Below are 19,950 nucleotides of genomic sequence, written 5' to 3'. Positions count from 1 at the left end.
TCAGCGCACCCGCTCGCGACTCTGGGCGGCCAGGTCCAATGCCTTTTGCATGTCCAGCCGCGCCGAGCGGCCCACGTCCTTGTCGTTGAGCTGATAACGGCGCTCCGATGGCAGGATGGGCGCGGTGAGATCCTCGCCGTCCATGGCCTCGAAGTCGTGATTATCGCCAATGGTCATGGCGCTGCGGCGCAGCAGCATGCGCAACTGTTCGGGTTGCAGTTGCGGATTGATGGACAGCATCGCCGCCAGCAATCCCGCCACCATGGGGGTGGCATAGGAGGTGCCGCAATGCACCGCGCCTTCCTGGCCGGCCTGGGGCGTCGAGGCGTGGGCGCAGGCGGCGGCTGTGATATCGACACGCATGTCGATGTTGGAGGAGTCGCGCTTGACCGCATAGGCCGGGTCTTGGACGGCGACTCCGGTGCGTTCGCTGCGCTGGTGGCCGCCAACGACCAGCAGTTGCTCAGTGATGAAGGAGGAGGGCAGACGGTATTCGTCCGTGCCCGAGAACGAAGACCCGTTGCCGGCGGAGTTCACCACCACCACGTCGGGATGAGCCTTGCGTAGCCACAGGAAAAATTCTTCCAACAGTTCCTCGTAGCCTCCCATGGCGATCCCCGAGCGCAGCAGCGAATCCACGTCGTCGCCTTTGACATCCTTGGCGCCGACCCGGTGAATGCCCCAACTCCAGTTGAGTACTCGCACGCCGTCTTCCACGAGGTTGACCGAGGCGGCGATGTTGGCGGTGATACCCGCGTCCGAATTGCGTTCGACGATGACCTCGAAGCCACCGCTGGTCTTGTCCAGCCCCCTCAGAAAACCGGTATTGCCGCCGTCGTCCCAGCGCGCGGCGAGGATGCCGGCGACGGTGGTGCCATGGTTATCCGGCTTATCGGCATCGCGTGCGTAGACGCACGTGCGCGGCGCCGAGCAGGGACCGAGGTAATCGGCAAAATCCGCGGTGTCGAAGTCCACGTCGCGCTCGATCAGGCCGATGCGCACCGGCTGCGGTCGGATGGGCGCCTGCTGGCCGGGAATGCGCCGCTGGTAATAATTCACCGCATCGAGAAAGCGGTTCGCCGCCCATTCATCGGAGTCCTGGGCCGGTTTCTTCGGTTCTGCCGGGCGGGCGGTAGCCTGCTCGGTTTCTTCTGCGGCGGATTCTTCCACCACCACGGCATCCACGCTGGTCTCGCTGCCCAGGCGCAGCACCAGCGCGTCGCGCTGCACCAGGTCGCTGGCGGGCAAGCGCAGTTGGTACACGTTCAGCGGCGCGATACTGCCGACCACCTTCGCCCCATACTTGCTGGCCAGGCGCTGGGCTTCCGGCAAGCCTTCGCGATCTTCCTCGATCAGCACGCTGACCAGGTTGACGTAGGTGGTCAGGCCGTCCATGTTCTTCGCCACTTCGTCCGCTGTAGCGGCCAGGACGTGACTGTTGCGCAGGGTCAGCCAGGCTGCGTTGCTGGTGCGCGAACCCTCCTGCAGCCAGAGCGGTCCGCTCTGGTAGTCGGCGCTGTCCAGGCTCAACCGGAGGTTGGCCCCGTCGCGCTGGACGGCTTGCGCCGGTATCGCCTTGTCACCCAGCTTCAGTTGTGGGGCGTCCTGGCCCAGGCCGCGCACGGTCAGGCACCAGTCCTGTCGTTGGCTTTGCAGCAGGTCGCCGCAGCGCTTCAGGACTTCCAGGCGCAGCGGCTCTTGCGCGGCAGCCAGGGTGTGGGTGGCCAGGGTGAGCAAAGCGGCGAGGGCAGCGGATCGTACGGGCATGAACCAGTGTTCTCTGGCAGGGATTTGTTGTTCCGACTGCCGCAGGGTGCGCTTCGTTCAGCGGCGCATCAGCTGGCGTCCTTGAGTCTTTCCGACATCTTCACCAACGTGGCCAACGAATCGGCGCCCATCTTGCGCATCAAGGCGCCGCGTCGCACCTTCACCGTCACTTCGCTCAACCCCAGCCGCCCGGCCACCTGCTTGTTCAGCAGACCGCAGACCACCAGATCCATCACCTCCCGCTCTCCGTCAGTGAGGGTGCGGTGACGACGTTTCAGCTCATCCATCTTTTCTGCGAGCTGACGTCGCTGCCGATCACGACTCAAGCCCAGGCCGATGGCGTCCAGCAGGTCCTGTTCACGAAACGGTTTGGTCAGGAACTCCAGTGCCCCGCCTTTCATGGCCTTCACCGACATGGGAATGTCGCCATGGGCGGTGATGAAGACAACCGGAACCTGGATGTTTAGGCGGGCCATTTCCTGCTGGAAATCCAGGCCGCTCAAGCCCGGCATCCGCACGTCGAGGATCAGGCACGCCGGCGTATCGGCAAGCGTGGCGTCCATGAATTCCCGCGCCGAGCCGAAGGCCATGCTCGGCAGGCCGACGGAAGCCAGGAGGTCCTGCAGCGAGGCGCGCACGGAACTGTCGTCATCGACGATATAGATCATCGATTCGTTGGGGTCATGGGCTGTCATCGGATTCTCGGGTTACGGCCGGCAGGGTGAAGTGGAAGGTGGCGCCTGACTGTGGATCGCTGCTGACCCAGAGGCGACCGTCATGGGCCTCGATGATGGAACGGCTGATGGCCAGGCCCATGCCCATGCCGTCGTGCTTGGTGCTGTAGAACGCGTCGAATACCCGTTCGTGGTCGTTGCCGCTGAGGCCCTTGCCCTGGTCTGACACACAAAAGAGCAAGCGCTGGGCCGATTCCAGTACGACATTGACCTCCAGGCTGCGCTGCTCGACATCGACCTGCCGCATCGCGTCGATCCCGTTCATCGCCAGGTTCAGGATGACCTGCTGGATCTGTACTTCATCCGCCAGCATCGGCGGCAGGCCTTCCTGGACATGCACCCGTAGGCTGATGTTCTGCTCGTTCAGTTCGCCGGCCAGCAGCCGCAGCGCGGCATTCACCGTGTCGGCGACGTTCAGCCACCGCTTGCTGGGGGCCTGGTGCCGGGCCATGCCCCGCAGGCGGGTAATGATTTCGCTGGCCCGATGGGTGTCGGCGATGATGCGTTCCACGGCCTGGCGGGCCTTGGGCAGGTTGGGCGGGTCGTTGGCCATCCAGCGCAGGCACGCGCTGCTGCTGGTGGCCACCGCGGCCAGTGGCTGGTTCACTTCGTGAGCGATGGACGCGGCCAGCTCCCCCAGCATGTTGACGCGAGCGATGTGCGCCAGGTGCGCGCGGGTTTTGTGCACCGTGCCGATGGCGGCGGACAGGCGCAGCGCCAGGTAGGTGGTACCGGCGATGGCGGCGAGGCTGATCAGGACGTTGACCAGCCCGGCCTCCGTATCGCCGAAGCGGGTGAGCCGATAACTGAGGATCGTCAGGAGCATGCAGGCGACCGACAGGCCGGCGACGGCGCGGGTCGGCAGGATTCGTACGGCAATCAGCACCACGACGATCTGGAAGACGCCCACCGCGATTTCAAGGTCGGTGACGGTGTCTATGGCCGCGATGCCGAGGGACAATCCCAGCAACAGCAGCAGGCGAAGGGTCAATTGAGTGCTTCTCACTGGATATTCATCTCGCATCGCGCAAATGGCCGGCCCAGGCACGCAGTGTATATCGCCTCTGTGCCCGTGGCTCAGGAAGGGTTGTCCAGGCTGAACCGGTCGGCCACTTCGTCGTAGGCGAACAGCTCCGCGTAGCGCCCCCATTGCGTGACGCAATCGAGGGTAGTCGCAGCGTCGTGCTCCGACATGAAGTCCTCCAGTTGGTCCCGGAAGCGCCTGGCGGGTGCCGTGCGGGTGGGACGGTCATCCAGCACCTTGCGCACATGGCCCACCAGGGGAACGTGCCTGAGCAGCTGCTGGGCGAACAATTGCTTGCGCTCGTCGACCGTCGATCGGGCATAGCGCCGCCCGGCCGGCAGCAGTGCGAGATGGCCGTCCTGCAGATCGGCCAGGCGCATCAGTTGCAGCACCTCGGCCACCGGGAAGAGATCGCTGGGGCTATAGCGCAAAGTGTCGGCCAGTTCACGCAGGTCCGCCTGACCGTCGTAGGGCTGCTCGTGCACCGCCTCGATCAGGCCGGCCAGGGCGTTCGTTGAAATCGAAGGCAACACCATGCCCACGCCAGTGCCTGCAAATGCACCCGTATGGGCTGAACCGTCCCGGCCACCGCCGGCCATCTGCACATAGATATGCTCCACCAACGCCTGGAACGCCGGGTCGGCGCGATTGCGCGGCTGGCTGAGGTCGACGACGATTTCCTTCATGATCCGCCCCGGATTGGAGGAGAAAATCAGTATCCGGTCGCACATCAGCACGGCTTCTTCGATGTTGTGGGTGACCATCAGGATGGACTTGATCGGCATCCGGCCTTCGCACCACAGATCCAGCAGGTCGGTGCGCAGGGTTTCGGCCGTCAGCACGTCCAGTGCGGAAAACGGCTCGTCCATCAGCAGCACATCCGGAGCGACCACCAGTGCGCGGGCCAGGCCGACGCGCTGGCGCATGCCACCCGACAGTTCCTTGGGAAAGGCGCTTTCGAAACCGTCGAGGCCGATCATGTCGATGGCGGCCAGGGCCCGTCGGCGCCGCTCGGGCGCCGCCACTTCCAGCGCTTCCAGGCCGACTTCCACGTTCTGCAGCACCGTCAGCCAGGGGAACAGGGCGAAGCTCTGGAAGACCATGCGTACCGAGCTGGCCAGCCCGCGGTCATCGGCAGGGAAGTCGACCACGCCGGCCGTGGGCGCGATCAGGCCAGCGATGGACCGCAGCAAGGTGGACTTGCCCGAGCCCGAACGCCCCAGCAGGCCGACGATCTCGCCATCGTTCAAGCGCATGCAGACGTCGTCCAGTACCAGTCGCTCGGCACCGCCAGCGGTACCGTAGACATGCCGAAGCTGTTGCACATCCACCAGGCAGCGTTTGTCCATGAGTGCTTGCATTGGCTCACCTCCCTCAATCAATTCGAAGCCGACGCTCGGCGAACCCGTACAACGGGCGCCACAGCAGGCGGTTGAAACCCACGACGAAAACCGACATGACCGTCACTCCCAGGGCCACCCGTGGCAGGTCCCCTGCGGTCGTGGCCTGGGCAATGAAAGCGCCCAGCCCGCGGGCGTAGAGATGCTCGTCGCCCCAGGACACGGCCTCGGCGACGATGCTGGCGTTCCAGGAACCGCCGGCGGCAGTGAGGGCGCCAGTGACGTAATACGGAAAGATCCCGGGCAGTGCGACCACGCGCCACCACTGCCAGCCGCCCACCCGGAAGTTGCGCGCCGCTTCGCGCAGATCGTTGGGCAGCGCGCTGGCACCTGCGATCACGTTGAACAGGATGTACCACTGGGTGCCCAGCACCATCAGCGGCGACAGCCAGATATCCGGGTCGAGCTTCAGGGTGACGATGGCGATCACGGCAAAGGGAAACAGCACGTTGGCCGGAAAGGCCGCCAGCAACTGCGCGACGGGCTGCAGGCGTTCGGCCCAGCGCGGGTGCAGGCCGATCCAGACGCCGATGGGCACCCAGACCAGGCTGGCGAGGACGATGAGCACCGCGACCCGCAGCAGGGTGACCAGCCCCAGGCCGAAGGCCTCGATGACATCTTCCTGGCCCAAGGTGCTGGCGATGAAACCTGCCAATTGCAGCAGGCCGGCCAGACAGGCCAGGGCCACCAGGGCGATCCAGGCCCGGTCGGCGACACGATTGAAACCCTCGCTGGCCTTGAAGCGAAACGGGGGGAGCCTGGGCAGCCTGGGCAGGTACAACGCGGCCTTGATGCTGCCCAGCGCGGTCAACGTCAACGGCACCAGGCGGGTCGAGCGCAACAGGTCGTAGATTCTCGACCGGGGGCGTTTCTGGGCGGCGGTCTGTTCGAAGCGGAACTTGTCCGCCCAGGCCACCACGGGCCGGAAGAACAGCAGGTCGTACAGCATGATCACGGCGACCATGGCCAGCACTGCCCACACGGTCGCAGCGACGTTCTTCTGTTCGATGGCCAGTGCCAGCCAGGAACCGATGCCCGGCAGGCTCACGGTCGTATCGCCGACGGTTATCGCCTCGCATGCCACCACGAAGAACCAGCCGCCGGACATCGACATCATCATGTTCCACACCAGGCCCGGCGTGGCGAATGGCAACTCCAGCCGGATGAAACGTTGCCAGGGCGAAAAGCCGAATTGCCGGCTCACTTCGTAGAGGTCGTGGGGCATGGTCCTGAGCGATTGATAGACGCTGAAGGTCATGTTCCAGACCTGGCTGGTGAAGATGGCGAAGATGGCCGCGCATTCCACGCCGGACTGTTTGCCGGGAAAGACGCCCATGAAGAAGACCACGGTGAAGGTGAGAAAACCCAGTACCGGCACGGATTGCAGGATGTCCAGGGCAGGCAGTATCACCAGGGCCGCCTTGCGACTTTTCGCGGCCAGGCTGGCGATCACCAGCGAAAAGACAAAGGACGCCAGCAGCGCGATGAACATGCGCAAGGTGGTGCGCAGTGTGTATCCCGGCAGATGGGCCAGGTCCAGCGACAGCGGCGACGCATCGAGAGCCCCCAGGGGCTGGTCCATTTGTTCGAGGCCATAGGCGATGAACACGGCCAGCGCTATCAACAGGCCCAGCAGGGCGAGATCGGCCCACCAGCAAACCTGTTGGTTGTACTTGAAAGCAAGCCATGCGGGGGTTGGGATTGAAGGGCGCATAGACCACCTCTCTGATGAGCAAGCTGGAGGACCTGGAGGGACTGCGCTGAACGCCCGGCAAGATTAATCGGAGCCCCCGGGCGGGGCCAGAATGACTAGGGACGGGAAAATATACGTTGGTATATCGCTGATCCGCATTTTTCGCCGGCAGGTGCGTCTGTAATGAGCTCGTACCCCTGGCCAAACTACACAGCGGGTCAATGGCGACAGAAACCTGAAATCACCCCCCGTTGGGAGCGAGCCTGCTCTCGATGGCACACTGGCAGACAGTACAGCGTTGCCTGACACACCATCGCGAGCAGGCTCGCTCCCACAAGGGGCGGGTGGCTTGTTTGAACGCAGCATTCTCGTTCAGGAACAACTCATGACAAAGATGGCGATTTTTCTCGGTGGTTTTCTCGCGCTGACGCTTCTGATCGGCGCTCTTGCGACGATTTCACCGGTGTAGGATCACCTGGGCTATTTCCTGCAAGCCCATGACCCGTTGCGCCGCGTTGAGCTTGATGGCTTCCTTGGGCATGCCGAAGACCACGCAGCTAGCTTCATCCTGGGCCACGGTGGCGCTGCCGGCGTCGAGCATTTCCTTGAGGCCGCGGGCGCCGTCGTCGCCCATGCCGGTCATGATGATGCCGGTGGCGTTGCGGCCGGCGAACTTGGCCACCGAGCGGAACAGCACATCCACCGAAGGACGGTGGCGGTTGACCAGCGGGCCGTCCACCACCTGCACGTGATAGAACGCCCCGCTGCGGGTCACCATCATGTGCTTGCCGCCGGGGGCGATCAGGGCCAGGCCGGGGTGGATGCGGTCGTTGTTGCGGGCTTCGCGCACTTCGATCTGGCACAGGCTGTTGAGCCGGGCGGCGAACGAGGCGGTGAATTTTTCCGGCATGTGCTGGACGATGACGATACCGGGGCATACCCGCGGCAAGGCGGTCAGCACCGCTTCCAGGGCCTGGGTGCCGCCAGTGGAAGTACCCAGGGCGACGATGCGTTCGGTGGTCTGCGCCATGGCATGGCCGTTGGCGGCGGGCAGCATGGCATCGGCGCTGAGCTTGGCGGCCGGCACCAACGGGGCCGGGGCAGGGCGCCGGCCCAGGTTGCGCACATTGACCTGGGCGGCGGCCCGGATCGCCGTCACCAGTTCCGACGCCGACTCCAGCAGGAAGTTCTTCAGGCCACTGGTGGGCTTGGTGATGATTTCCACCGCGCCGGCCGCCATGGCCTGTGCGGTGGTTTCCGCGCCCGTTGGCGTCAGGGACGAGCAGATCACCACCGGCGTGGGGCGCTCGCTCATGATTTTCTTGAGGAAGGTGATGCCGTCCATGCGTGGCATTTCCACGTCCAGCACGATCACGTCGGGCCACTCGCGGGCCAGTTTGTCCATGGCGAAAATCGGATCTGACGCAGCGCCCATCACATGGATATCCGGCGTCTCGCTGAGAATCGCCAGCATCACCTGGCGCACCACGGCGGAGTCGTCCACCAGCAGAACATTGATCTTTTTTGACATGGTTAATGCCGGGTCCTTATCGGTTGGTGTCTGACCCACACATCGCCGCTGCAAAGGTCGAAAATGATGCTGCGGTAGCCGGTGCTGCCCATGTCCTGGGCGATCAGGTCCAGGCGATAAAGAGAGGCTATTTCCAGCGCCGCGTTGACGTTCTGCCGCGCCACATCGCCGAACGGCACATGGCGTTGCAACTCGGGAAACATCTCGCCGCCGCCGAACAGCTTGAGCTGGTAATCCTCGGGCTCGGTGCGGTGGGCCCGGGCCTGGCGCACGAACAGTTCGATGGCTTCGTCGGCGTACATGCCGTTGAGGGCGGTGGAGCAGCGTACGCGGCTGGGCAGCATGAAGTGGCACATGCCGCCGATCCTGCGCTCGGGATGCCACAGCGTGACCGCCACACAGGAACCCAGGATCGTGCGCAGGCGGGTCGGGCAGGTGGCGAAACGGAATTCCCCCGGCCCCAGGTACACTTCGGCCACTTGCTTGGTTGCGGCGTTCATGGCTTGCGATAGATCGAGGGAGCCACCAGCTTCAACGCATCGCAGACGCCATTGAGGCTTTCCGAATGGCTCACGATGAAATACCCGCCGGGCTTGAGCCGGGGGATCAATCGGGCGACCACTTTGCTTTTGGTGGGCTGGTCGAAATAGATCATCACGTTGCGCAGGAAGATCACATCGAACTCCCCCAGCTCCGGCAAGGTGTCGTTGAGGTTGACCTGGATGAAGTTGACCCGGCTGCGCAGCGACCGGTCGATCAGGAACGTGCCCTGTTGGCTGCCGGTGCCCTTGAGGCAGTATTTCACCAGCAAGGGCTGGGGCAGGGTGCGGGCCCGTTCCATCGGGTAGTGCCCGGAGCGCGCCTTGGCCAGGACCTGGCTGCTGATGTCCGAACCGATCACCTCCCACGGCGTGGTGCCCAGCCCCTCGGCCAGGGTCATGGCCAGGCTGTAGGGTTCTTCCCCCGACGAACTGGCCGCGCTCCACAGGCGAAAGGTCTTCCCTGGCGTTGCATGGGGCAATACATGCTGGCGCAGGAAATCGAAATGCTTGGGCTCGCGGAAGAAATAGGTTTCATTGGTGGTGAGCAGGTCCAGCGCCACCTGCAGTTCATCGCGGCGCTGGCCGTTCATGATCAGCTTGAAGTAATCGCCATAGCTGTCCAGCTCATAGTGCTTGAGACGCTTGAACAAGCGCCCGGCCACCAGGGCTTTCTTGGCCGGCGACAGGTTGATGCCGGCGGCCTGGTACAGCCAGGATTGGAACTGGCCGAATTCCCGGTCGCTGAGCGCCAGCCCGTTCGCCGTGCGTTCCGTGCAGGTCTGAGTGTTCACTGTCCTTCGAACTCCAATGTGGGGCCAGCCTGGGCGATCTGGGACATCTCGTCGATAGACAGCACCCGGTCCACTTCCAGCACGATGACGAACTTGCCGTCGACCTTGGCCATGCCGCTGATGAAATCGGCGCGGATCTTCGCGCCGAAACTCGGCGGCGGTTCGATCTGCGAGGCCGGGATTTCCAGCACCGCCGACACGGTGTCCACCAGCAGGCCGATGTCCTGGGCCTGGCCGTCGGCACTGTTGGCCTCGATGATCACCACGCAGGAACGCCGGGTAATCGACGAGTTCTGCCGGCCGAAACGGGCCGACAGATCCACCACCGGCACCACCGCGCCGCGCAGGTTGATCACCCCGCGTACGAACGACGGCATCATCGGCACCACGGTCAGGTTGCCGTACTCGATGATTTCCTTGATGCACAGGATGCCGATGGCGAACATCTCCGTGCCCAACATGAATGTCAGGTATTGCGCTTCTTCCTCGACCGCCATTGCGGTTTGACGAGTGGTCGCGATGGCGCCCATGCCTTTTTCTCCTTTAGCGAGCCAGTGATGACGGCCGTCAGAACCGAGTGAATTCGGATTCGTCCGGTGCGCTGGCCATGTTGTAGGCGAACGACTTGGGCAACACGGTCACCGTGGCCCGGGCCGGCTTGCGGCTGGACGGACTCGGGGTGTTGTCCACCTTCACCGGCAGGACGGCCGACTTGGCCGGCGTGTCCAGGGTGAAGAAACTCATGGCCTGTTGCAGTTGTTCGGCCTGGCTGCTCATTTCTTCGGCAGTGGCGGCCAGCTCTTCGCTGCTGGACGCGTTCTGCTGGGTCACCTGGTTGAGCTGGGTCATGGCGGTGTTGATCTGCGCCACGCCGGCGGCCTGTTCTTCGGAGGCGGCGCTGATTTCCTGCACCAGGTCCGATGTCTTGTTGATCGACGGCACCATCTCGTTGAGCAGGTTGCCCGCCTTCTCGGCCATGTCGACGCTGCTGGAGGACAGCTCGCCGATTTCCTGGGCGGCGATCTGGCTGCGCTCGGCCAGTTTGCGCACTTCGGCGGCGACGACGGCGAAGCCCTTGCCATGCTCGCCGGCGCGGGCGGCTTCGATGGCGGCGTTGAGGGCCAGCAGGTTGGTCTGGTAGGCGATGTCATCGATGATGCTGATGCGCTGGGCGATTTTCTTCATCGCCACTACGGTCTGCTGCACCGACTCGCCGCCGTCGGTGGCTTCCTTGGCGGCTTTGCTGGCCATGCCGTCGGTGACCTTGGCGTTCTCGGTGTTCTGGTTGATGCTGGCGCTCATCTGTTCGATGGAGGCGCTGGTTTCCTCGACGCTGGCCGCCTGTTCGCTGGTAGCCTGGCTCATGGATTGCGCGGTGGCGCTGACTTCTTCCGACGCGCTGGCCAGGTTGTCCGCTGCGTTACGTACCTCGCCGATGATGTGCGAGAGCTTGCCCACCATGTTCTGCATGGCATTGAGCACCATGCCGGTTTCGTCCTTCGAACCCCCTTCGATCTTCGCGTTCAGGTTGCCTTCGGCCAGTTGCTCGGCCACCAGCGCGGCCTGCTTCAACGGACGGGAGATCACCCGGGAAATGAACAGCGCCAGGCCCAGGCCCACCAGCAGGGCGGCGATGAGTACGGCAATGATGGACAGGCGGGATTTTTCGAACAGCGCGGTGCCATGTTCACTGGCCGCGCCGGCGCCGGCGTCGTTGAATTCAACCATTTTCTGCAGGTCGGCGGTGACCAGGTCGAAGTGACGCTTGGACTCGCCCTTGAGCAGCGCCTGGGCTTCCTGGGTCAGGTTCTGCCGGGACAGCGCGAACAGGTCTTTGCTCACCGCCAGGTAAGCGACCCAGTCTGTGCGGGTTGCATCGAGCAGTTGGCGATCCTCGGCACTGGAGAGCAGTTTTTCATAGGTCGCCAGGCGCGTTTCAAAGGCCTTCCTGGCTTCTTCCGCTTCCTGCTCCAGGGTGGTTCGCTCCTGTTCGGAGTCGGCCGCGATGTGCCGGTTTTCCTTGAGGCGATAGCTGGCCGCGAAGAAGCGCATGCCCGAGGCTGCCCGCATGGATGGCATCCAGTTCTCGCGGATCTCGATGGTGGTGCCGTTCACCTGGCCCAGCTGGATGATCGAGAACACTCCCATGATGGCAGTGAGGGCCAACACCACGAGAAATGAAGTGATCAGTTTGGTGGCGATTCTAAGATCGTAGAACCATTTCATTGGGAAGTACCTCTCCATGGAGTTGCTAAAGCGTCAGCGAGCGTTGGCTTGTGATAATTGTGTGGGGGTGTAGCGGTTTTCTATCTGGGCGATCTGGGTGAGCAATGCCGGGACGTCGACGATCAATGCCACGGCGCCGCTGCCCAGGATGGTCGAGCCGCTGATGCCGCGCAGTGCGCCGAACAGCTTGCCCAGGGGCTTGATCACGGTCTGGAATTCCCCCAGCAGGTCATCCACCACCAGCCCGGCCTTGAGGTCGGCGTAACGCACCACCACCACGTTCTGCCGGCGCGCGGCCGGGCCTTCATGGTTGAAGTGATCGCGCAGGTACACCAGCGGCAGCACTTCGCCACGCAGGTCCAGGTAGCCCTGTTCGCGGCTGGCGACACCGTCTTCTTCGCTCAACTCGATGCATTCCTGGACCATGTCCAGGGGAATGACATAGGTGGACTGGCCGATGCCCACCAGGAAGCCATTGATGATCGCCAGGGTCAGCGGCAGGCGGATACGCACCACGGTGCCATGGCCCGGCTGGCTGTCCAGGTCCACCGTACCGCGCAGCAAGGTGATGTTGCGCTTGACCACGTCCATGCCCACGCCACGTCCCGACAGGTTGGTGACGGACTGGGCCGTGGAAAAGCCGGGCTCGAAGATCAGGTTGTAGATCTCCTGGTCGGTCGGGCTCGCGCCGGGAGCGACCAGGCCGCGTTCCTGGGCTTTTTCCAGGATCCGGTCGCGATTCAGGCCGGCGCCGTCGTCGGCGATTTCCAGGACGATGCTGCCCGAATCGTGATAGGCATTGAGGTGCAGATGCCCCTTGGCCGGCTTGCCGGCGGCCAGCCGCGCTTCGGCAGTTTCGATGCCGTGGTCCATGGCGTTGCGCAGCAGGTGCATGAGCGGGTCGCCGATTTTCTCCACCACGGTCTTGTCCAGCTCGGTTTCCGCGCCGCTGATGATCAGGTCGATGTCCTTGCCCAGCTCCTGGCTGACATCACGCACCACCCGACGGAACCGGTTGAAAGTTTCACCGATGGGAATCATGCGCAGGCGCAGGGCGCCGTCGAGGATCTCCTCCACCAGCCCGGACACCGTGGACGTCGATTCCTGCAACGAATCGTTGTGGCAGGTGCGGGCCAGCAGGCTGGCCCCGGCGCTGGCGATGACCAGCTCGCCCACCAGGTTGATCAACTCGTCGAGCTTGTCGGCGTTGACGCGTACATAGGTGCCGTCCCGGGCCTTGCTGTCGCTGGCGACGGTTTGTCGCTCGGCAACCGCCTGGGTGGGCACGCGTGGCGTCTTGCGCTGGTCGGGCAGCAAATCGCCACTGGCGACCAGTCCGGTGGACTCGGCGCCCTGCGCGGGAGTGCTCGCCACCAGGTCGGTGTTCGTGGGCGCCTGGGTGTCGGGGCGCTGGTCATCGTCAAGGGCAACGATCTCGATCAGGCAGTCTTCCCGGACGAAATCGAAGACTTCATTGATCGCCCCGTGGCTGGCGGCCGAGCGGAATTCGATGTCGAACCCCAGGTAGCAGGATTCGGCGTCCCAGCTGTCGGCCGCCGGCAGGGTGTCCGTCAGGGTGTCGATGTGGACGATCTCGCCCAGGGTCTGCAAGTAGCGCAGGAACGACAGCGGGTCCATGCCATTGCGGAACACGTCCTGGCCGAAGCGCAGGGAAATGTGCCACAGCCTGGTTTCCGAGGGTTCGTCCGTTGCGGTTCGCGCTTCTGGCCGGGACGTATCGGCGGGCACGGGCGCCTGGTATTCCTGGAGGACCTGGCACAGTTCCATTTCCCGCTTCAGGGCCTGCGGCGCCAGGGTGCCGCCCTGGTTGGCCACCACGTTGATCAGTTCCAGCATGTGGTCGCTGGACTTGAGCAGCACGGCGATCAGGCCGGTATCCACCTCGACGCTGCCGTTGCGCAGGCGATCGAGCACGTCTTCGACAATGTGGGTGAAGCTGACGATCGGCTCCAGGCCGAACAGCCCGGCCGAACCCTTGATGGTATGAGCCGCGCGGAAGATGGCACCGATGGCGTCATCGTCGCCCGGGTCGTTTTCCAGTTGCAGCAGGGATTCCTCCATTGCCTGCAACTGTTCCCGTGCCTCGACGATGAACGTCTGTTGTGCCTGGTCGAGATTGATGCTCACGCTCATTTCCTTTGTCGTGTCGGGCCGGTGATGCGGGGCTCAGGCTTTGTATGAAAAATTGCCTTCGCGACTTTTCGTACAAACCCTAGGCCTGCAGGTTGCACAGCTCGAGTGTTTCGGTGACGGCTTTGCTGCGACCGGTCAGGGTCAGTTCGGTGCCGGCCTTCGGTGCTTCGCGCAGCGCCATCAGCAACAGTTGCAGGCCGGCACCGTCCATCTCGGTGATCTGCGACAGGTCCAGGGCCATGCGCGGCGTATTGCCCAGGCTGGGCAGCAACTGCGCGGCCAGCTCGGCGGCGGTGTAGATCGTCAGCTCGCCGTCGATGCGTACCTGGGTGGTGTCATCCTCGGTTTCGAACAGCAACGGCATCACAACCTCCGGCAATCAGGGAAGAATCAGCTTGGACACCGCCGCCAGCATCTGCGCCGGCTGGAACGGCTTGACCACCCAGGCCTTGGCGCCTGCGGCCTGGCCTTCCTGCTTCTTCGCTTCCTGGGATTCGGTGGTCAGCATGATGATCGGCGTGAATTTGTAGCTGGCCAGTTTCTTGACCTCCTTGACGAAGGTGATGCCATCCATGTTCGGCATGTTCACGTCGCTGATGATCAGGTGCACTTTCTGGCCGTTGAGCTTGCCCAGCGCATCCTTGCCATCGCTGGCCTCGATCACGTCGTAGCCGGCACTTTTCAACGCGATGCCGACAACCTGCCGAACGCTCGCGGAGTCGTCGACAACCAATACACTTTTAGCCATGAACGGCTCTCCTAAAAGAAGGTTATTTCCTGTGAAGTCTGCTGCGCGCCGGCGTCGCCGTGGTGATTTCGGCGCTGCTCGTCGGTGGCGTAGGTGGTTTCCATGCGGGCCAGCCATTGGCGGGCATCGATGGGGACAGCCTGGTCGGGCGACTGGGTGGCCTGCTGGATGTGCACATGCAGGTCCTCGATGTTGTCGCGCACGTGGCTGAGGATCTGGCTGACCCGATCCTGGAATTGCAGGCTGACCAGCACTTCGGTGAGCTCGTCGCGGATACCGAAGCTTTCCTGCTGCAGCAGGTCGGCCGATTCGGCGAGTCGTCCGGTCACGCTCTTGAAGCGTTCGAGCACGCGCTGGATGCTGTCCTCGGAAATGGACACCGACTGGCTGTCCTGGTCCGCACCGCTGGACGCGGCCTGGACCAACTGGGTGATGGCGGTATTGATGATGTCGACTTTGGCCGACATTTGCTGGCCGGTCTCGCTGGACTTGCTCGACAGGCTGCGCACGGCATCGGCCACCACCGCGAATCCGCGACCGGCTTCCCCGGCACGGGCGGCTTCGATGGCGGCGTTGAGTGCCAGCAGGTTGGTCTGAGCGGCGATCGCGGCAACATCGGCGGCCATGGTCCGCAGTTCGCCGGTGTAGGCAGTGAGGTTGCGCACCTGGGCCAGGGTTTCGTCGCGGCTGGCCTGGGTAGCCTTCAAGGAGTTGATGACCTGGACCAGTTCGCCTTCGCTCTGGGCCAGTACCTGGACGGCGCCGCCACTGCCGTTGCCGGCCAGCTCACCGGCCGCCAGTTGCGAGGCGTGCACGGTTTCTTCCAGGCGTGACGAGATGCCGGTGAAGCGGCTGGTCAGCGAAACGATCGCGGTTTCGGTCTGCTGCCGGGAGCTTTCCACTTGCCTGGCCCAGATAGGCATGGCACCGAGGATGACTTCGTTGAGCTGCGCGCTGGACGCATGGGCATCGTGTTGGGCCGCCTGCAGTTCGCGTCGGGACGCGTCGGCAGCGATGACGGGGGCGAGCTGACGACCCAGGGCTCGCGCGCTCCACACCCCGGAACCGATACCGAGGACCAGGAGGACCGCGCTCAAGCCAATATTCTGTGCGCCCGCACCGTTGATCAGCAGCACGCCGGCGACTGCGGCGATGGCCACGAGCACGGGGCTCCAGAGGATACGAGGCTGGGTTGGAACAGAGGAATGACCGTGTGGGTACGACGTCATGGTTCGGTCCTTGAACAATATTGCTTGCAGGATGTTGGCGACTAACTGGTTATCTGCGAACTCGGATCCAACTTGAAGACCGGTCGTCCGGTTCCGCAGTCGGCAGCCTGCCAAAGGTGTGGCACTGTGCTACTTCAGATTAGACCCAGTCTGCGAAATGTCGAATCGGACTGACGAAGGTGACCACCGAGGTGAGCGTAACCGCTGGCAAGGGGATTCATCCCCGTTGGGGGCAAAGCTGCCCTCAAGTGCGTCAGGCAGTTTGCAGGGGGGGCGCTTCGCGACCCAGCGGGGATGAATCCCCTCGCCACGGTCAGGGATTGAGCTAAATTACCGGCACGGAATTTTCGAACCTGCCATTACGAGCCCCCATGCCTGCCCAGCCACTCTGGAAAACCTACCTGCTGTTCCTGACCCCGATGGTCCTCTCCAATTTCCTGCAATCGATGTCCGGTACGTTCAACAGCATCTACATCGGCCAGATGCTCGGGACCCAGGCATTGGCGGCGGTGTCGGGCATGTTCCCCGTGCTGTTTTTCTTCATCGCGCTGGTGATCGGCCTGGGGGCGGGCGCCGGGGTGTTGATCGGGCAGGCCTATGGCGCCCAGGAAACCGGCAAGGTGAAGGCGATCGCCGGCGCGACGTTGCTGCTGGGGGCGATCATCGGGCTGGTGGCGGCGGTGCTTGGCAGCGTCTTCGCCCGCGATGCCTTGCACGGCCTGGGGACACCGGCGGATGTGCTGGACGATGCCGTGTCCTATGCCCGGGTCATGATGTGGATCCTGCCGATACTGCTGGTGTTCGTGCTGTTCACCCAGCTGTTGCGCGGGGTGAGCGATACGCTGTCGCCCCTGTTGGCCCTGCTGGTATCCACGGGTGTCGGCCTGGTGCTGACACCTGCGCTGATCCGCGGGTGGCTGGGGCTGCCGCAGATGGGAATCCAGAGCGCGGCCATGGCGGGCCTGGTGGGCACGACGGCGGCCATGGCAATGCTGGCCTGGCGCCTGACCCGTCGGCAGAACGTCCTGGCACCCGACCGGGCCCTGTTCGCGGCGATGCGCCTGGACAGGGCCATCCTCGCCAAGGTGTTGCGCATCGGCTTGCCCACCGGGTTACAGATGGTGGTGATCTCGTTGTCCGAGCTGGTGATCCTGGCGCTGGTCAATCGCCACGGGTCCGAGGCCACGGCGGCTTATGGCGCGGTGACGCAGATCGTCAATTACGTGCAGTTTCCGGCATTGTCGATTGCCATCACGGCTTCGATCCTCGGTGCCCAGGCCATTGGCGCCGGACGCCTGGAGCGCCTGGGGCCGATCCTGCGCACGGGTCTGATCATCAACCTCTGGCTGACCGGGGGACTGGTGCTGCTTGGCTACCTGCTGTCTCACTGGCTGCTGGGGCTGTTCATCACCGACCCGACGGCGCGGGTCCAGGCCGAACACCTGTTGCATATCATGCTTTGGAGCCTGCTGGTGTTCGGCTTCCAGGCGATCGTCGGCGGCATCATGCGCGCCGGCGGCACGGTGCTGCTGCCGGTGACGATTTCCATCTTCTGCATCGTGGGTGTGCAGGTGCCGGCGGCTTATCTGCTGGACGCATACTTCGGCCTGCAAGGGGTGTGGATGGCGTTTCCCGTGGCTTACCTGAGCATGCTGTTGTTGCAGACGCTGTATTACAAGCTGGTCTGGCTGCATCAGCCGATTGAGCGGTTGGTGTAATCAACCCGCCACCGGATCCCACAAGGGTTCGGTGCCTGGCGATGTTACAGTGGCCGTTACCCGTACCCGACACTCGACACCGAGGATTCGATGCCTGCCAGTCTTCCCTCCCGCGTTGCCTACCGCGCCTTCCTGTTCGACATGGATGGCACACTGCTCAATTCCATCGCCGCCGCCGAGCGGATCTGGACGCGCTGGGCCATGCGCCATGGCGTGGACGTGACCACGTTCCTGCCCACCATCCATGGCGTGCGCGCGGTCGATACCATTGCCTGCCAGCATTTACCGGGCGTGGATGCCGAGGCCGAGGCCGAGCAGATTACCCGGGAAGAAATCGACGATGTGGAAGGGGTGGTGCAAGTGCCCGGCGCGACGGCGTTCCTTCAGAGCCTGCCGCCAGATCGGTGGGCCATCGTCACCTCGGCGCCCATGGCCCTGGCTTTGCGCCGAATGGCGGCGGCTGGCATCCCGCGTCCTGACGTGATGGTCACCGCCGAGGACGTGAGCGATGGCAAGCCCAACCCTGCCTGCTATCGCCTGGCGGCCGAACGCCTGCAGGTGACGCCTCGGGAGTGCCTGGTGTTCGAAGACGCCGAAGCCGGTATCCGGGCAGGCGACGCCGCCGGGGCTGATGTGATGGTGGTGACGGCAACGCACACGCACCCCGTGGTCACCCTTCATCCGCAGATCAAGAATTACCTCGGGCTAGGCATTGAGGTGGATGAGGCCGGCCTGATGCGACTGCCTTCGATTCTGTGACCGCAGCAGCGCTTCGGTGGGAGCGAGTCGTTCACAGACACTGCAGCCCCCTGTGGGAGCGAGCCGGCTCGCTCCCACATTGGATCTGTGGTCCTCAGAGAACTCAGGTCACCACGCGGTAGCAGGGCACGTATTGCGCTCCGCCTGGCAGCTTCATCCGATGCTGGGCGACGAATGCCTTGAGCAGGCGGTCGAGGGGTTCCATGATGGCGGCGTCGCCGTGGATTTCGTAGGGCCCGTGTTCTTCGATCAGGCGAATGCCCTTGTCCTTGACGTTGCCGGCCACGATTCCCGAAAACGCGCGGCGCAGGTTGGCGGCCAGTTCATGCGCAGGCAGGTCGCGGCGCAGGCCCAGGCTGGCCATGTTGGCGTGGGTCGGATCGAAGGGGCGCTGGAAGCCTTCGTCGATCTTCAGCAGCCAGTTGAAGTGAAAGGCGTCGTTGCGCTCGCGACGGAACTGCTTTACGGCCTTGAGGCCCTGGGTCATCTGCCGGGCCACTTCGGCCGGGTCGTCGATGATGATCTGGTAGTGTTTCTGCGCCGCTTCGCCCAGGGTCGCGCCGACGAATGCATGCAGTTGGTCCAGGTAGGGCGCGGCGCTTTTCGGTCCGGTGAGGACCACCGGGAAGGGCAGGTCCTGGTTGGCCGGATGCATCAGGATGCCCAGCAGGTACAGGAACTCTTCCGCGGTACCGGCGCCGCCCGGGAAGATGATGATGCCGTGGCCCACACGTACGAAGGCTTCCAGGCGTTTCTCGATGTCCGGCAGGATCACCAGCTCATTGACGATCGGGTTCGGCGCCTCGGCGGCGATGATGCCCGGCTCCGTCAGGCCCAGGTAGCGGCCGCCATGGATGCGCTGCTTGGCGTGGGCGATGGTGGCGCCCTTCATCGGGCCCTTCATCACACCCGGGCCGCAGCCGGTGCAGATGTCCAGGCTGCGCAGGCCCAGCTCGTGGCCGACCTTCTTGGTGTATTTGTATTCCTCGGTGTTGATCGAGTGACCGCCCCAGCACACGACGATTTTCGGCTCGACGCCGGGACGCAGGGTGCGCGCGTTGCGCAGCAGGTGGAACACGTAGTCGCTGATGCCCTGGGAGGTGCTCAGGTCGATGCGCTGGCTGTCCAGTTCGTTCTCGGTGTAGACGATGTCGCGCAGGGCGCTGAACAGCATTTCCCGGGTGCTGGCGATCATTTCGCCGTCGACGAAGGCGTCGGCCGGGGCGTTCTGCAGTTCCAGGCGCACGCCCCGGTCCTGCTGGTGAATGCGGATCTCGAAGTCCTTGTAGGCTTCCAGGATGGTCTTGGCGTTATCGACATGGGCGCCGGTATTGAGGATGGCCAGGGCGCACTGGCGGAAGAGGGTATAGATACTGCCGGAACCGGCTTCGCTCAGTTGCTGGACTTCGCGCTGGGACAAGGTCTCCAGGCTGCCCTTGGGGCTTACCGAGGCATTGATTACATGTCTTTGAGTCATTCAGCTTTCCTTGAAAACGATGCCATGCACACAACGACGGCATCTTGTAAAAAACGTCCACGCAAGAAGATCGCACGATCCTTGCGCTATCGCCATGGACTTCGATCCGGATCCTTCGGGTCCGTTGCACTGCAAAATGAGCCCCAGCATAGCTAAA

17 protein-coding genes are annotated in these 19,950 nt (G+C 63.7%); 2 read left to right on the top strand and 15 right to left on the bottom strand.

The annotated features are described in order from the left end of the window. From BT179_RS07045 to BT179_RS06980, 14 genes are all read right to left on the bottom strand, one after another. A complete protein-coding gene (locus tag BT179_RS07045) occupies window positions 1-1,767 on the bottom strand; it encodes a S8/S53 family peptidase (protein WP_072430600.1) in 1,767 nt (588 codons plus the stop codon). Between the two features lie 68 nt (window positions 1,768-1,835). Continuing rightward, window positions 1,836-2,462 carry a response regulator transcription factor gene (locus BT179_RS07040; protein ID WP_072399101.1) on the bottom strand — a complete coding sequence of 209 codons (627 nt, stop codon included), beginning with the start codon at window positions 2,460-2,462 and terminating at the stop codon, window positions 1,836-1,838. After that, window positions 2,449-3,525: a sensor histidine kinase gene (locus BT179_RS07035; protein ID WP_072399099.1), complete on the bottom strand. Its 1,077-nt coding sequence runs from the start codon at window positions 3,523-3,525 to the stop codon at window positions 2,449-2,451. The genes BT179_RS07040 and BT179_RS07035 overlap by 14 nt, the downstream gene beginning before the upstream one ends. A 53-nt stretch (window positions 3,526-3,578) precedes the next feature. Continuing rightward, complete coding sequence (locus BT179_RS07030) at window positions 3,579-4,886, bottom strand: ABC transporter ATP-binding protein (RefSeq protein WP_072399097.1); 1,308 nt, start codon at window positions 4,884-4,886, stop codon at window positions 3,579-3,581. Window positions 4,887-4,899: 13 nt separating this feature from the next. Further along, window positions 4,900-6,639 (bottom strand): ABC transporter permease, encoded by a 1,740-nt coding sequence (locus BT179_RS07025; RefSeq protein ID WP_072430599.1) that lies wholly within the window; start codon window positions 6,637-6,639, stop codon window positions 4,900-4,902. A gap of 436 nt (window positions 6,640-7,075) precedes the next feature. Continuing rightward, window positions 7,076-8,149 carry a protein-glutamate methylesterase/protein-glutamine glutaminase gene (locus BT179_RS07020; protein WP_072399093.1) on the bottom strand — a complete coding sequence of 358 codons (1,074 nt, stop codon included), beginning with the start codon at window positions 8,147-8,149 and terminating at the stop codon, window positions 7,076-7,078. 2 nt (window positions 8,150-8,151) lie between these two features. Further along, entirely contained in the window at window positions 8,152-8,649 is a 498-nt protein-coding gene (cheD, locus tag BT179_RS07015; RefSeq protein ID WP_072399091.1) for a chemoreceptor glutamine deamidase CheD, read from the bottom strand. Then, complete coding sequence (locus BT179_RS07010) at window positions 8,646-9,482, bottom strand: CheR family methyltransferase (RefSeq protein WP_072399089.1); 837 nt, start codon at window positions 9,480-9,482, stop codon at window positions 8,646-8,648. Before BT179_RS07010 ends, cheD begins: the two co-directional genes overlap by 4 nt. Further along, entirely contained in the window at window positions 9,479-10,012 is a 534-nt protein-coding gene (locus tag BT179_RS07005) for a chemotaxis protein CheW (protein WP_072430598.1), read from the bottom strand. Before BT179_RS07005 ends, BT179_RS07010 begins: the two co-directional genes overlap by 4 nt. Before the next feature lie 37 nt (window positions 10,013-10,049). Further along, window positions 10,050-11,708, bottom strand: a complete 1,659-nt coding sequence (locus BT179_RS07000; RefSeq protein WP_072399086.1) for a methyl-accepting chemotaxis protein — start codon at window positions 11,706-11,708, stop codon at window positions 10,050-10,052. Between the two features lie 33 nt (window positions 11,709-11,741). Further along, on the bottom strand, window positions 11,742-13,856 hold the full coding sequence (locus BT179_RS06995) for a chemotaxis protein CheA (protein WP_072430723.1): 2,115 nt from the start codon (window positions 13,854-13,856) through the stop codon (window positions 11,742-11,744). A gap of 85 nt (window positions 13,857-13,941) precedes the next feature. Further along, complete coding sequence (locus BT179_RS06990; RefSeq protein WP_072399084.1) at window positions 13,942-14,226, bottom strand: STAS domain-containing protein; 285 nt, start codon at window positions 14,224-14,226, stop codon at window positions 13,942-13,944. A gap of 15 nt (window positions 14,227-14,241) precedes the next feature. Then, a complete protein-coding gene (locus tag BT179_RS06985; RefSeq protein ID WP_072399083.1) occupies window positions 14,242-14,610 on the bottom strand; it encodes a response regulator in 369 nt (122 codons plus the stop codon). Between the two features lie 11 nt (window positions 14,611-14,621). Next, on the bottom strand, window positions 14,622-15,839 hold the full coding sequence (locus BT179_RS06980; protein WP_072430597.1) for a methyl-accepting chemotaxis protein: 1,218 nt from the start codon (window positions 15,837-15,839) through the stop codon (window positions 14,622-14,624). A 371-nt stretch (window positions 15,840-16,210) separates the two neighbouring features. Here BT179_RS06980 and BT179_RS06975 point away from each other — a divergent pair, with 371 nt between their 5' ends. Beyond that, window positions 16,211-17,557 (top strand): MATE family efflux transporter, encoded by a 1,347-nt coding sequence (locus BT179_RS06975; protein ID WP_072399078.1) that lies wholly within the window; start codon window positions 16,211-16,213, stop codon window positions 17,555-17,557. 90 nt (window positions 17,558-17,647) lie between these two features. Continuing rightward, the gene (locus BT179_RS06970) at window positions 17,648-18,316 is read left to right on the top strand and encodes an HAD-IA family hydrolase (RefSeq protein ID WP_072430596.1); all 669 of its coding nucleotides are present in this window, start codon (window positions 17,648-17,650) and stop codon (window positions 18,314-18,316) included. A 103-nt stretch (window positions 18,317-18,419) separates the two neighbouring features. Here BT179_RS06970 and ppnN read toward each other — a convergent pair whose 3' ends face one another. Next, window positions 18,420-19,793 (bottom strand): nucleotide 5'-monophosphate nucleosidase PpnN, encoded by a 1,374-nt coding sequence (ppnN, locus tag BT179_RS06965; RefSeq protein WP_072399074.1) that lies wholly within the window; start codon window positions 19,791-19,793, stop codon window positions 18,420-18,422. Window positions 19,794-19,950 lie beyond the last annotated feature (157 nt).

The organism is Pseudomonas sp. NFACC43 (assembly GCF_900119645.1).
Taxonomy (GTDB): domain Bacteria; phylum Pseudomonadota; class Gammaproteobacteria; order Pseudomonadales; family Pseudomonadaceae; genus Aquipseudomonas.
The sequence above is the reverse complement of the archived record's forward strand: the minus strand, read 5'-3'. Positions and strand labels throughout refer to the sequence as shown.